12 protein-coding genes are annotated in these 12,357 nt (G+C 67.9%); 7 read left to right on the forward strand and 5 right to left on the reverse strand.

Annotation, left to right across the window (positions count from 1 at the left end):
* The first annotated feature begins 122 nt into the window (after window positions 1-122).
* A complete protein-coding gene (gene dapD, locus J7U37_RS05815; protein WP_056182614.1) occupies window positions 123-977 on the forward strand; it encodes a 2,3,4,5-tetrahydropyridine-2,6-dicarboxylate N-succinyltransferase in 855 nt (284 codons plus the stop codon).
* A gap of 109 nt (window positions 978-1,086) precedes the next feature.
* Complete coding sequence (locus tag J7U37_RS05820; RefSeq protein ID WP_247635099.1) at window positions 1,087-1,962, forward strand: alpha/beta hydrolase; 876 nt, start codon at window positions 1,087-1,089, stop codon at window positions 1,960-1,962.
* 92 nt (window positions 1,963-2,054) lie between these two features.
* Here the strand turns inward: J7U37_RS05820 and J7U37_RS05825 are convergent, their stop codons facing one another.
* The gene (locus J7U37_RS05825; protein ID WP_056485481.1) at window positions 2,055-2,909 is read right to left on the reverse strand and encodes a manganese catalase family protein; all 855 of its coding nucleotides are present in this window, start codon (window positions 2,907-2,909) and stop codon (window positions 2,055-2,057) included.
* Window positions 2,910-3,204: 295 nt separating this feature from the next.
* Here J7U37_RS05825 and J7U37_RS05830 point away from each other — a divergent pair, with 295 nt between their 5' ends.
* Window positions 3,205-3,783, forward strand: coding sequence for an isochorismatase family cysteine hydrolase (locus tag J7U37_RS05830; protein ID WP_282103682.1), 579 nt, complete (start codon window positions 3,205-3,207; stop codon window positions 3,781-3,783).
* 3 nt (window positions 3,784-3,786) lie between these two features.
* On the opposite strand, the gene J7U37_RS05835 is transcribed toward J7U37_RS05830, so the two are convergent.
* The 3 genes from J7U37_RS05835 to J7U37_RS05845 form a co-directional block, all read right to left on the reverse strand.
* The gene (locus tag J7U37_RS05835; protein WP_247635100.1) at window positions 3,787-4,446 is read right to left on the reverse strand and encodes an NrsF family protein; all 660 of its coding nucleotides are present in this window, start codon (window positions 4,444-4,446) and stop codon (window positions 3,787-3,789) included.
* On the reverse strand, window positions 4,439-5,053 hold the full coding sequence (locus tag J7U37_RS05840; protein ID WP_247635101.1) for a sigma-70 family RNA polymerase sigma factor: 615 nt from the start codon (window positions 5,051-5,053) through the stop codon (window positions 4,439-4,441). Before J7U37_RS05840 ends, J7U37_RS05835 begins: the two co-directional genes overlap by 8 nt.
* A gap of 251 nt (window positions 5,054-5,304) precedes the next feature.
* A complete protein-coding gene (locus J7U37_RS05845) occupies window positions 5,305-6,087 on the reverse strand; it encodes a creatininase family protein (RefSeq protein ID WP_247635102.1) in 783 nt (260 codons plus the stop codon).
* Window positions 6,088-6,521: 434 nt separating this feature from the next.
* On the opposite strand from J7U37_RS05845, the gene oxlT reads away from it, so the two are divergent.
* From oxlT to J7U37_RS05865, 4 genes are read left to right on the forward strand one after another with little or no spacing between them, the layout of a single operon-like run.
* Window positions 6,522-7,868: an oxalate/formate MFS antiporter gene (gene oxlT, locus J7U37_RS05850; protein WP_247635103.1), complete on the forward strand. Its 1,347-nt coding sequence runs from the start codon at window positions 6,522-6,524 to the stop codon at window positions 7,866-7,868.
* Between the two features lie 5 nt (window positions 7,869-7,873).
* Window positions 7,874-8,638 (forward strand): fumarylacetoacetate hydrolase family protein, encoded by a 765-nt coding sequence (locus J7U37_RS05855; RefSeq protein WP_056486115.1) that lies wholly within the window; start codon window positions 7,874-7,876, stop codon window positions 8,636-8,638.
* A 55-nt stretch (window positions 8,639-8,693) separates the two neighbouring features.
* Window positions 8,694-9,704, forward strand: coding sequence for a 2-dehydropantoate 2-reductase (locus J7U37_RS05860; RefSeq protein WP_056485475.1), 1,011 nt, complete (start codon window positions 8,694-8,696; stop codon window positions 9,702-9,704).
* 28 nt (window positions 9,705-9,732) lie between these two features.
* Window positions 9,733-11,283, forward strand: a complete 1,551-nt coding sequence (locus J7U37_RS05865; protein ID WP_247635104.1) for an acyl--CoA ligase — start codon at window positions 9,733-9,735, stop codon at window positions 11,281-11,283.
* A 76-nt stretch (window positions 11,284-11,359) separates the two neighbouring features.
* Here the strand turns inward: J7U37_RS05865 and gshB are convergent, their stop codons facing one another.
* Window positions 11,360-12,316 carry a glutathione synthase gene (gene gshB, locus J7U37_RS05870; RefSeq protein WP_247635105.1) on the reverse strand — a complete coding sequence of 319 codons (957 nt, stop codon included), beginning with the start codon at window positions 12,314-12,316 and terminating at the stop codon, window positions 11,360-11,362.
* Window positions 12,317-12,357: the final 41 nt, after the last annotated feature.

The following is a 12,357-nucleotide window of genomic DNA, read 5'->3' on the forward strand; positions in this document are numbered from 1 at the left end:
GCGACACGCCGTTCTTGGACGGCGACACGCCGCTCTTGGACGGCGACAGGAAGGTGACAGGCCGGACGGGCTTTTGTAAGCACGGGACCCGTCCCGAACGCCGCTTCCCGGAAGACCGCCCCATGTCGCACGCCGCGTCCCCCACCGACCTCGCCGCCACCATCGAGACCGCCTGGGAGGAGCGCGCCACCATCGACACCGGCACCAAGGGCGCCGTGCGCGAGGCCGTCGAGGAGGCCCTGAACCTGCTCGATGCCGGCAAGGCTCGGGTCGCCGAGAAGGTCGGCGACGACTGGCAGGTCAACCAGTGGCTCAAGAAGGCGGTGCTGCTGTCCTTCCGCCTCAACGACATGGAGATCATCCACGGCGGCCCCGACGGCGCCACCTGGTGGGACAAGGTGCCCTCGAAGTTCGAGGGCTGGAAGAAGAAGCACTTTCGCGAGGCCGGCTTCCGGGCCGTGCCCGGCTGCGTCGTGCGTCGCGGCTCCTACATCGCCCCCGGCGCGGTGCTGATGCCGAGCTTCATCAACCTCGGCGCCCATGTGGGCGAGGGCACCATGGTCGACACCTGGGTCACCATCGGGTCCTGCGCGCAGGTCGGCAAGAACTGCCACATCTCCGGCGGCGCCGGCATCGCGGGCGTGCTCGAGCCGCTCCAGGCCAATCCGGTCATCATCGAGGACAATTGCTTCATCGGCGCCCGCGCCGAGGTGGCCGAGGGCGTGATCGTCGGCGAGGGCAGTGTCCTCTCCATGGGCGTCTATATCGGCGCCTCGACCAAGATCATCGACCGCACCACCGGCGAGGTCATGTACGGCCGGGTGCCGCCCTATTCGGTGGTGGTCTCCGGCACCACGCCCGGCAAGGACCTGCCGGACGGCAGCCCCGGCCCCGGCCTGTACTGCGCCGTCATCGTCAAGCGCGTCGACGCCGGCACCCGCTCGAAGACCGCCATCAACGAGCTGCTGCGCACCTGATCCGGCGCGGCGCGCGGTCCGGGGCGTCACCCGGTCGCGTGCCGGCGCGGTCGGCGAGGCCCCATCTGGGGCCGGTGATATCGTCCCGCATGCGAGGAAGAGGCGTACGATGATCGACCCGGCCCATTCCGCCCGCAGCTTCGCGCTGAACTTCGCCGGGCGCCGCGTGCCGACGCCCTACGACGTGGTCGGCAACGGTCCCGACGCCCTGTTGCTGCCGGCCCTGTCGTCGATCTCGGCCCGGGTCGAGATGCGGGCGCTGGCCAAGGACCTCGGGCACAGCCACCGCTGCCTCGTGCCGGACTGGCCGGGCTTCGGCGACCATGTCCGCGCCCGGGTGCCGATGAACCCCGCGACGATGCATGCCTTCCTCGACGCCCTGCTGGAGGCCGCGCCCGGTCCCTACGCCCTCGGCATCGGCGCCGGTCATGCGGCCGGCTACCTCGTGGCCGCCGCCCGGCGCCATCCGCACCGCTTCGAACGCCTCGTCCTCGTCGCCCCGACCTGGCGCGGGCCGCTGCCCACCGCCCTGGGACCGGAGCGCAAGGGCCTGTTCGCCGGCCTGCGCCGGGCGGTGGAGCTGCCGCTGCTGGGCGACGCCCTCTACCGCATCAACATCAGCCGGCCCGTGATCGGCCGGATGATGCGGGCCCATGTCTATGCCGACCCGGCCCACGTCACCCCGGGCATCATCGCCGACAAGCATGTCATCACCCGCCAGAACGGCGGCCGCTTCGGAACCGCCGCCTTCGTCACCGGCGGGCTCGACCCGTTCGAGTCCCGACGGGACTTTCTCGACCTGTTCGAGGCCCCCGGCCTGCCGCCGATCCTGGTGCTGCGGCCGGAGCGGGCGCCGCGCCGCTCCGGCGCCGAGATGGACGCGCTCATCGCCACCGGCCGGGTCGCCCGGGCCTCGGTGCCGGGCGCGCTCAGCCCGCACGAGGAGTATCCGGGCGAGGTCGCGGCCGCGATCCGCGCCGCCTGACGCGCCGCGGGTCCGTAACCGCGCGACCGTGACACGACCTTCATCGTATACCAGGGCCTGGATCGCCCTCGTATACCAAGGCCGTCGGGGGCTCACATCTGCTGGGTCTGGGCGCCGCTGTCGGGCCGGGCCGGACCGAGATTCGGCACTTCGCCCATGGGCTCGTTCTGGACCACGGTGAACTCGCCCTTGCCGTCGAGCGAGGGACCACTCGTCCAGCGCCCCGCCGGCGGCGGCGAGCCGTCGCGGGTGGTGGCGAAGAAGTTGTAGTTGAACTTCTCGTGCTCCTTGCTCTGCGGAAAGCTGTTCGGGATCGGCAGGTTGCCTTCGGCGCCGCCGAGTTCCTCGATGACTGCGAGCCACTGCTGCTGGTGCATGGTGTCGCGTGCGATGAGGAAGTGCAGCATGTCCTTCATGCCGGCATCATGCGCTGCATTGAAGAGGCGCACCGCCAGAACCCGGCCGGTCGTCTCGGCGGCGACGTTGCAATACATGTCGGCCGCAAGGTTTCCGCTGGCGTAGACATGGCTCATGTCGAAGGGCACGCCGTCGCAATTGGCCGGGTAGGCGGCCATGCCGGTCGACAGCACGTGCCGATGCAGCATGCCCTCGATGGTATGACGGGGGTTTCCGCCGCCCATCACGGCACCGACGACGCCGTCGGCCGCGCCCTCCTCCTGCAGCGTGGTCGGTGCGGTCTCGAGATTCATCGCCACGGCGGTGGCCAGCATCTCGATGTGGCCGATCTCCTCGGTGGCGGTATTCAGCAGCATGTCCCGGTACTTAGTCGTCGGTCCGCGCGCACCCCAGCCCTGGAAGAAGTACTGCATGCAGACGCGGATCTCGCCCTCGATGCCGCCGATCGCCTGCTGGAGCATGCGCGCGAAGATCGGGTCCGGGCTGTCGACCTTCACCGGATATTGAAGGCGCTTATCATAGTATAACATGCGGTAATCTCGCCATGCTCGAACAAAGAGAGCTCGCACGTCATGATGACGGCGATGCGAAGCAGGTTCATACGGAGGCATTGGCCACCGGATACCCCAAAAACCGGAAAATTCACCAGGTGTTCAGTTTTTTCGCGCGTGCATTTTGTTGCACAACGCGATGGATTTAGCCTGAGGGACAGGAGAAATTCGTCGAACCGACCTGGAATGCCACGGTTGTCCGACAGGACAGAATCGTGTCGGCGCTGGAGCCGGGGAGGACATCGTGAGCGAATGGCGTGCGCGCCCCGGCGCATTGGGGCGGACCTGCCTGCATCTGTGCGTCGACATGCAACGCATGTTCCTGGAGACAACGGACTGGCACACCCCCTGGATGGTCCGGGTGCTGCCGCGGGTGGAGCGCCTCGTGAAGGCGCATCCGGATCGGACCCTCCTCACCCGCTTCATCCCGGCGCGGCACCCCGGCGAGGGGCGCGGAACCTGGGCCGGGTACTCGCAGCGCTGGGCCTCGATGACCCGGGACCATCTCGCACCGGGGCTGATCGACCTCGTGCCGGAACTCGCCCGCCTCGTCCCGCCGGCCGAAATCCTCGACAAGGCGGTCTATTCGCCCTGGCTCGGCACCGATCTCGATGCGCGCCTCCAGGCCCGGGGCATCGACACCCTGGTGATGACCGGCGGTGAAACCGAGGTCTGCGTGCTGGCCAGCGTGCTCGGCGCCGTCGACCTCGGCTACCGGGTCCTCATCGTCACCGACGCCCTGTGCAGCTCCTGCGACGAGGCGCACGATGCCCTGATGACGATGTATCACCGTCGCTACGGCCAGCAGGTTCATCCCGTGACCACCGAGGAGGTGCTTCTCGCCTGGACCTGACGCTCAGCCCCGCGCCAGCAGGCGCCCCCCGGCGAGGCTGTTGGCGCCGATGACGAGGCCGACGACCACGAGATGCAGGGCGAGGTCCGTCGCCGTGGCGTCATGGGGATGGAACGGCACCAGCAATGCCGCCGCCGCCGCCGCCGCCGAGAGCCCGGCCAGCGCCGCCGTGAGATTGGGGCGTAACGGGCAGGCCCGTCGCAGCATCAGCACGAGCCCGAGGGAAAGCGGGAGCGAGACGGTGAGCAGGAAGACGAGGCATCCGCTGGCCTCGGGCAGGTCCGGAGCACCCGTGCCGGGGGCCACCCAGGCGCGCAGGCAGCCCAGTCCGCTCGCGCCGATCCAGAGGGCCGCCGGTGCCAGCGGCAGCGTCGCCCAGGCCCATGACCGCCCTGGCACGCTGGTCTGGAAGGCGGCGAGCGCGGCCGCGACGGCAGTCAGCACGGCGCCGAGGGCGGCATAGCGCAGATCCGGAACCCCCATGCGCGTACGAAGGGCGTCGAGATCCGCGAACGGCAGCAGCGCCAGACCGAGGGCGAGGGCCGCCGTGCACCAAGTGAGCGCTCGGAAGGCGGGTGCGGGCAGGGGCCGGACTGGGGTCAGGCCTCGCGCGAGGCTGTCCACCAGGACGTCGTGCGGGATGGTGTGGGCGCGCTCAGACATCGTGTGTTCCTCGCTCCCGAGCGGCGGGATCCGGTTTCGGTCGGCCCAGATCGGCCGAGTCGGGTCCGAGGGCCCGGCGCAGGGCCTTCAGGGCCCGGTGCAGGTTGACCTTGAGGGCGCCCTTGCTGCGCCCCGTCAGCTGCGCCGTCTCGTCGAGGCTTCGCTCCTTCAGGGCGAGGTGCTCCACCGCCTGCCGCTGCCCTTCCGGGAGTCCCGCAACCGCCCGGGCCAGGATGCGCGCGCGGTCCCGCGCCTCCAGGCCCTGGCCGGGGGCAGGCCCGCTGTCGGCCTCGGCCTCGTAGGCGACCGGATCATGGATCTCGCGGGACCGCCGACCGGCACGACGCATCCCGTCGATGGCGCGGCGCTGTGTGATGGCGCGCAGCCAGGGCAGGAAGGGCCGGACCGGATCATAGGTCGCCCGAGCCCGATGGATGGTCAGCAGCACATCCTGCACCACGTCGTCCACCGCCTCCGGTCGGACCCCCTGCGCCCGCGCCATGCCGGCGATCACCGGCAGACAGTCGTGCAGCAGGCGGCGATAGGCCTCGGCATTGCCGGCCTGCGCCGCCGCCATGGCGGCCGAGAGCGTCCGATCCTGAGTCATGCGCTCTGGAATTCCATGATCCTCCGCCGGGCGCCGCCGGGCTTCGGTCCAGCCAAACCTCTCCTCGGCCCGCGATGCGGAGCCATCGGGCCGATCGGGTCCGGCCAGGACTGCAAATGCCACGGAATGAAATCCGGCCATCGGGTGAACTCCGCGATCCGGGATGTCGCGCCTCTCATGTCAGGCTTCTTCGCGCCGGGAGCCGGCGCGGTTACCGCCCGCAGGGGCGAGCCCCGGGTCATGGCCGAGATTCACTGGGCAAGATGAAAGCGGTCGACGTCGCGCAGGAGTTCGAGGAAGGCACGGGCTCCATGATCGAGGGCGCGAGCGCCGGCCTCCGCCGTACCGAGGCGGGCATCGCCGATGGCACCGGCCGGGTTGAGGTCTTGTGCCTTCCAGGCAAAGGCCGCGGGGCGACCGGCGCGCAGATGCGTGAAGGTTTCCGCCATCGCCACGGTGCGCGGGGTAAAATCGGCGATGTGGTTTCGCCGGACCAGGTCGGGCCGTAGCGCCAGCATCAGGGCGGTCTCAATACCGCCGCCATGGATGCCGTGGCGGATTTCCGCCTCGGAAAACAGTCCGTCGGGATAGCCGAAGCGGCTCCAGGCCGTGGTCACCGCCACCATGCCGTGCCGCCCGCGCAACGTCCCGGCCACCAGATCGATCAGTCCGCTGTTGCCCCCGTGAGAGGTGACCAGAACGAGTTTTTCGCAGCCGGCACGCCGCACCCCATCGCCGATGCTTGTCCAGGCCTCCAGGGCGGTGCCGGTGTCCAGGGTCAGGGTTCCGGCAAAGCCATCGTGCTCGTCGGACTTGCCGATGGCCTGAACCGGCAGCAGCAGGACGTCGAGCTCGTCCGCCGGGAGGGCGGTGAGATGGGCCAGATAGCCCTCGGCGATGATGGTGTCGGTGGCGAGCGGCAGGTGCGGCCCGTGCTGCTCGATCGCCGCGACGGGCAACACCGCGATGGCCCGCCCCATGTCGCGGTTCCGGATCTCGTTCGTCGTCAACTCGGCCCAGTGGCGTATCGGCATCCTGGCATTCCCCCGGCGAGGCGCTCGTCCCGCCACATATTCCTTGGGTGCCATGGATCTCATCCCCGATCCACGGGGCCTCATCCACCGGGCCGCCGCCGTTGGGATCGGCCGAATGCCAAGGGCTGGCGCACGCGAGCGCTCCGCGTGGATCCCGTTTCCAACGATTCTCGAGCCTTTCCCGAAGCCCACGCAAGACCCTTCTCCAATGATGGAAAAGGCATCCGCTGCCGCATCGCAAACAAAATTACTGCGTCGCAAGAGAAGGATGGAGGCTGCGCCAGTGTCCGCCAGCATCTCAAATTTTTTGGATGCTTAACCCAAAAATTTTGCAGGCGAGCCCGAGGGTTACGCGAGGTATAGATCCTTGAATTCAAAATAATTACCGATAAAACCGAGCACCATAAACCAGAGTTGAGCCGAGGAAGACGCCTATGACCGCGCGTAGTGTTGCGCCTGCTCCCCAGGGAGCGACGTCGATCACGCCCGCTGAGGCTCACGCCGCTCGGGTGGGGTCATCGACCAAGGTGGATGCGCCGCCACTGGGCCGCTGGGGACAGCTGTTCCTCGGCGTGCTGTGCATGTCGATGATCGCCAACCTGCAATACGGCTGGACGCTGTTCGTCGATCCGATCCAGCAAAAGTTCGGCTGGGAGCGCACCGCGATCCAGTGGGCTTTCACGATCTTCGTGGTGATGGAAACCTGGCTGGTTCCGATCGAAGGCTGGTTCGTGGACAAGTACGGCCCGCGCCTCGTCACCATCTTCGGCGGCGCCCTCTGCGCGCTCGGCTGGGTGATGAACTCCTACGCCGACACGTTGACCATGCTGTACGCGGCCGCCGCCATCAGCGGCATCGGCGCGGGCGCAGTCTACGGCACTTGCGTCGGCAATGCCCTGAAATGGTTTCCTGATCGGCGCGGCTTCGCTGCCGGCCTCACCGCTGCCGGTTTCGGCGCGGGCTCGGCCCTCACGGTGATCCCGATCGCCAACATGATCCGCGATTCCGGCTACCAGCACACCTTCTTCGTGTTCGGCCTCGGCCAGGGCCTCATCGTCATGCTGGCGGCTTTGCTTCTTGTCTCGCCGAGCACCGCCTTCAAGGACCGGATGCTCGCCGGCCGCACCGCGACCGTGAACACCGTCACCCGGCGGCAGTACTCCACCGCCGAGATGGTGCGGACGCCGGTCTTCTGGCTCCTGTACCTCATGTTCGTGATGATGGCGGCCGGCGGCCTGATGGCGGCGGCGTCCCTGGCGCCCATCGCCAAGGACTTCAAGGTTGCGGGCGTCAACGTCTCGCTCATCGGCATCACCCTCCCGGCCCTGACCTTCGCGCTGACCATCGATCGGGTGCTCAACGGTGTGACGCGGCCGTTCTTCGGCTGGGTCTCCGACAAGATCGGCCGCGAGAACACCATGGTGATCGCCTTCATGATCGAGGGCGCCGGCATCCTGGCACTGGGCATGTTCGCGCACATCCCGATGGCCTTCGTGCTGCTCACCGGCCTCGTGTTCTTCGCCTGGGGCGAGATCTACTCCCTGTTCCCCGCCACCTGCAGCGACACCTACGGCGACAAGAACGCGGCCGCCAATGCGGGCCTCCTCTACACCGCCAAGGGCACCGCCGCGCTGCTCCTTCCGATCCTTCTCATGATCCAGGCCAAGACCGGTTCGTGGCAGAATGTGTTCTACGCCGCCTCCGGCATGGCGTTCCTGGCCGGCTTCCTCGCACTCTTCGTGCTGAAGCCGATGCGCGCCCGGTTCATTGCCCGGAGCTGATGCAGATGGCCCGATGGCTCCGCTACATCCACGACGGCGAGAGCGGCTTCGGCCGCCTCGACGGAGGAACGATCGCCGTCCACGAGGGCGATCTCTTCGCTGACCCGGCGCCCACCGGTGCGACGCTGCCGCTCGCCGAGGTCACTCTCGATCTGCCATGCCGGCCCTCGAAATACATCGCCCTGTGGAACAACTTCCACGCTTCGGCCGAGAAGCAGGGCCTCACCCGGCCCGAGGTGCCGCTCTACTTCGTGAAGCCGGCGAGCTGTTATCTGGCCAGCGGGCAGACCGTCACGGCGCCGGACGGGGGCGGTCGGTTGCTCTTCGAGGGCGAGCTTGGAATCGTGATCGGCCGGCGCGGCCGCGACCTCACGCCGGAGGCGGCGGCGGCTCACATTTTCGGCTACACCTGCGTGAACGACGTGACCGCTCTTGAAGCCCTGAAGGCCGATCCGAGCTTCACCCACTGGACCCGGTCCAAAGGCTACGACGGCTTCGGACCATTCGGCCCGGTGATCGCCACCGACCTCGATCCCGAGGCCCTTGAGGTCGCAGTGCGGGTCAATGGGCGCGAGCGGCAGCGCTATCCGCTGGCTGACATGATGCGCCGACCCGCCGAGCTGGTGGCCGAACTCTCCCGGGGCATGACCCTGGAGCCCGGCGACCTCATCGCCTGTGGGACCTCGGTGGGCGCCGGGCCGATCCCGAAGGGCGCTACCGTCGAGGTTGAGATCGCCGGCATCGGCATACTGTCGAACGGGTTTTCGTGAGACACCCGACTCCAACGAACCGGACGCGAACCGAACAGGCTTCAAGGATACCCACATGAGCATCGCGATCGTCGGCGCCGGCGCCATCGGAGGATTTCTCGGTGTGCGCCTCGCCCATGCGGGCGAGGACGTCACCTTCATCGCCCGAGGCGCCAACCTCGACGCCATCCAGCAGAACGGGATGCGGCTGATCGAGGAGAACGGCTCCGAGATTCACGTGACGAACCTCAAGGCCATGAAGTCGATGGCCGAGGCGGGAAAGCACGACATCGTGCTCCTCACCGTCAAGGCGCATCAGGTCGGTCCGATCGCGGCCGACCTCCATCACCTCATCGGTCCCGACACGATGGTGGTGACGATGCAGAACGGCATCCCGTGGTGGTACTTTTCGCAAGGTCACGGCGGTGACCTGACGGGCACCCACCTGGAGACCGCCGATCCGGGCGGCCTCATCGCGAAGCATCTCGATCCCAGGCACGTCATCGGCTCCGTCGTCTACCCGGCCGCCGTGCTGACCGAGCCCGGCGTGGTGCAGGTGGTCGAAGGCCACCGCTTCGGCCTCGGCGAACTCGACGGCTCGATGTCGCCGCGTGTGCAATCGCTGGCCCAGACCCTGATCAAGGCGGGCTTCCGTGCGCCGGTGACCAGCGATATCCGGGCGGAGATCTGGCTCAAGCTCTGGGGCAACCTCAGCTTCAATCCGATCTCGGCGCTCAGTCACGCCACCCTGGTCGACATCTGCCAGTTCCCCGAGACTCGGGCACTCGCCGCCGACATGATGCGCGAGGCGGAGACGATCGCGAACCGCCTCGGCATCACCTTCAAGCTCGGCATCGAACGGCGCATCGCCGGCGCTGAGAAGGTTGGCGCCCACAAGACCTCGATGCTGCAGGACGTGGAGGCGGGACGCCCGATCGAACTCGAGGCCCTGGTCGGCTCAATCATCGAGCTCGGGCGCCTTACCGACACCCCGACCCCGCATATCGGCACCGTCTACGCCCTGATGCGCCTCCTCTCCCAGAGCCTGGAGCGGGCGCAGGGGCGCCTCTCCATCATGCCGGCCTGACCCCCAAGACATTCGAGGACGCTTCGCCATGGCCGAGACTTCCCACGCACATCCCGCCGCCACCACCCTGCACGCCCTGATCCAGGCCGGCGCCGCGGACGCGACCGCCCTGTCCAGCCCTGGCGGCGTGCCCCTGACCTTCGGCCAGCTCCGCGGCCTCACGGACCGGACCATCGCGGCCCTGAATGCACAGGGCCTCGGCCGGAACGACCGGGTCGGCATCGTCCTCGACAACGGACCTGAAATGGCGGCCGCCTTCATCGCCATCGGGGCCGGGACCACGGCCGCTCCCCTCAACCCGAGCTACAAGGCCGACGAGTTCACGTTCTACCTTTCCGATCTCAACGCGAAGCTCCTCGTGGTTGCGGACGGCTCCGACAGCCCGGCCATCGCGGTCGCTGCCCGTCTCGGCGTGCCAGTGGTGCGCCTTCGCCCGACCCCTGAGGAAGGGGCCGGCAGCTTCACCCTGTCGTTCGAGGGGGCCGGGGCTTCGCCGGCCGCGCAGGGTGGTCCGGCTCACCCGGACGATATCGGCCTCGTGCTGCACACCTCCGGCACCACATCGCGCCCGAAGATCGTGCCGCTGAAGCAGTCGAATGTCTGTGCTTCGGCCCGCAACATCCGCACCACCCTGGCCTTCACGGCCGAGGATCGCGGCCTCAACATCATGCCGCTGTTCCACATCCACGGGCTGATCGCCGGCATCCTGGCCCCGCTCTCGGCCGGCGGTCAGGTGTCGTGCACGCCGGGCTTCAACGCCCTCAAGTTTTTCGGGTGGATGAGCGAGGTTCGCCCGACCTGGTACACCGCCGTGCCGACCATGCATCAGGCGATCCTTAGCCGGGCCGCACGCAACCGGGAGGCCATCGAGGCCAACCCCTTGCGCTTCATCCGGTCCTCCTCATCCTCCATGCCGCCCCAGGTGATGAAGGAAATCGAGGAGGTGTTCGGCGCTCCCCTGATCGAGGCCTACGGCATGACCGAGGCCTCCCACCAGATGGCCTCCAATCCGCTGCCGCCGCGTCCGCATTACGCCGGCTCGGTCGGCCTCGCGGCCGGCCCCGAGATCGCGATCGTGGACGAGGACGGCGAGCCGATGCCTGCAGGCGAGACCGGTGAGATCGTCATCCGCGGCGACAACGTGATGTCCGGCTACGAGAACAACGACAAGGCCAATGCCGAGGCCTTCACCAAGCAGGGCTGGTTCCGCACCGGCGACCAGGGATCGCTGACGCCCGAGGGCTACCTGTCCATCACCGGGCGCCTCAAGGAAATCATCAACCGGGGCGGCGAGAAAATCTCCCCGCGCGAAGTCGACGAGATCCTGATGGACCATCCGGCAGTATCGCAATGCGTCACCTTCGCGATGCCACATGACAAACTGGGCGAAGACGTTTGCGCCGCCATCGTGCTCCGCGAGGGCCAGCACCTCGCCGAGAAGGAACTGCGCGGCTTCGCCTCGGAACGCCTCGCCGCCTTCAAGGTGCCGGCCAAGATCCTGATCCTGGACGAAATCCCGAAGGGTGCTACCGGCAAGCTCCAACGCATCGGCTTGGCCCAGAAACTCGGACTGGTCTGAGTCCGAGGACCACAAAGCACACGACCCGGGCTTGCCCGGGTCGTGTCGTTTTAAGACAGCCGAGTGTGAGCGCCCGTCAGGCGGACAGGACCGTGCCGACGCGGCCCTCGATTGCGTCCCACACAGAAACCGCCAAGTCCGGCCCGCCGAGGCGCTTGATCGCCCGGATACCTGTCGGCGAGGTCACATTGATTTCGGTCAGGTTTCCGTCGATGACGTCGATCCCAACCAGGATCAGGCCTCGGCGCTTCAGTTCCGGACCAATGGTAGCGCAGATCGCACGCTCGCGCTCGGTCAGGTCGGAGGCCGCCGCCGCCCCACCCCGCACCATGTTCGAGCGGATATCGTTGAGGGCGGGCACCCGGTTGATGGCACCCATCGGCTCGCCATCGACCAAGATGATGCGCTTGTCGCCCTCGGTGATGCGCGGCAGGAACCGCTGCACCACCCACTGCTCGCGGAAGGTGACCGAGAACAGGTCGAACATCGAGCCGAAATTCGCGTCCTCGGGCAGGACCCGGAACACCGCCGCGCCGCCATGCCCGTGGAGGGGCTTCATCACGATGGCGCCGTGCTCGGCCCGGAACGCCTCGATCTCCGCCTTATCGCGGGTGATCAGGGTGGGCGGCATCAACTCGGGGAAGTCGAGGACGAACAGCTTCTCAGGGGCGTTGCGGACCTCGGCCGGGTTGTTCACCACCAGGGTGCATGGATGGATGCGCTCCAGCATGTGTGTGGCGGTGATGTAGGCCATGTCGAAGGGCGGATCCTGGCGCATCAGAACCACGTCGACACTCGACAGGTCGATGCGTTCGGGGGCGCCCAGGTTCGCGTGTGCGCCCTCCACGTCCTGTACCGTCAGGGCCTCGACCCGCGCCGTCACGGCATTGCCCTGCATCGACAGGCGGTCCGGCGTGTAGTGCAGGAGCCGGTGCCCGCGCGCTTGGGCTTCGAGCAGGAGCGCGAACGTGGTGTCCCCGGCGATCCGGATCGACTGGATCGGATCCATCTGCACCGCGACGGTCAGGGTCATGCTGTCAAACCTCTGTCTGGGAACGGACACCGTCGATGCCC

Origin of the sequence: Methylobacterium sp. 37f (genome assembly GCF_023093475.1) — a bacterium.
Lineage (GTDB): Bacteria > Pseudomonadota > Alphaproteobacteria > Rhizobiales > Beijerinckiaceae > Methylobacterium.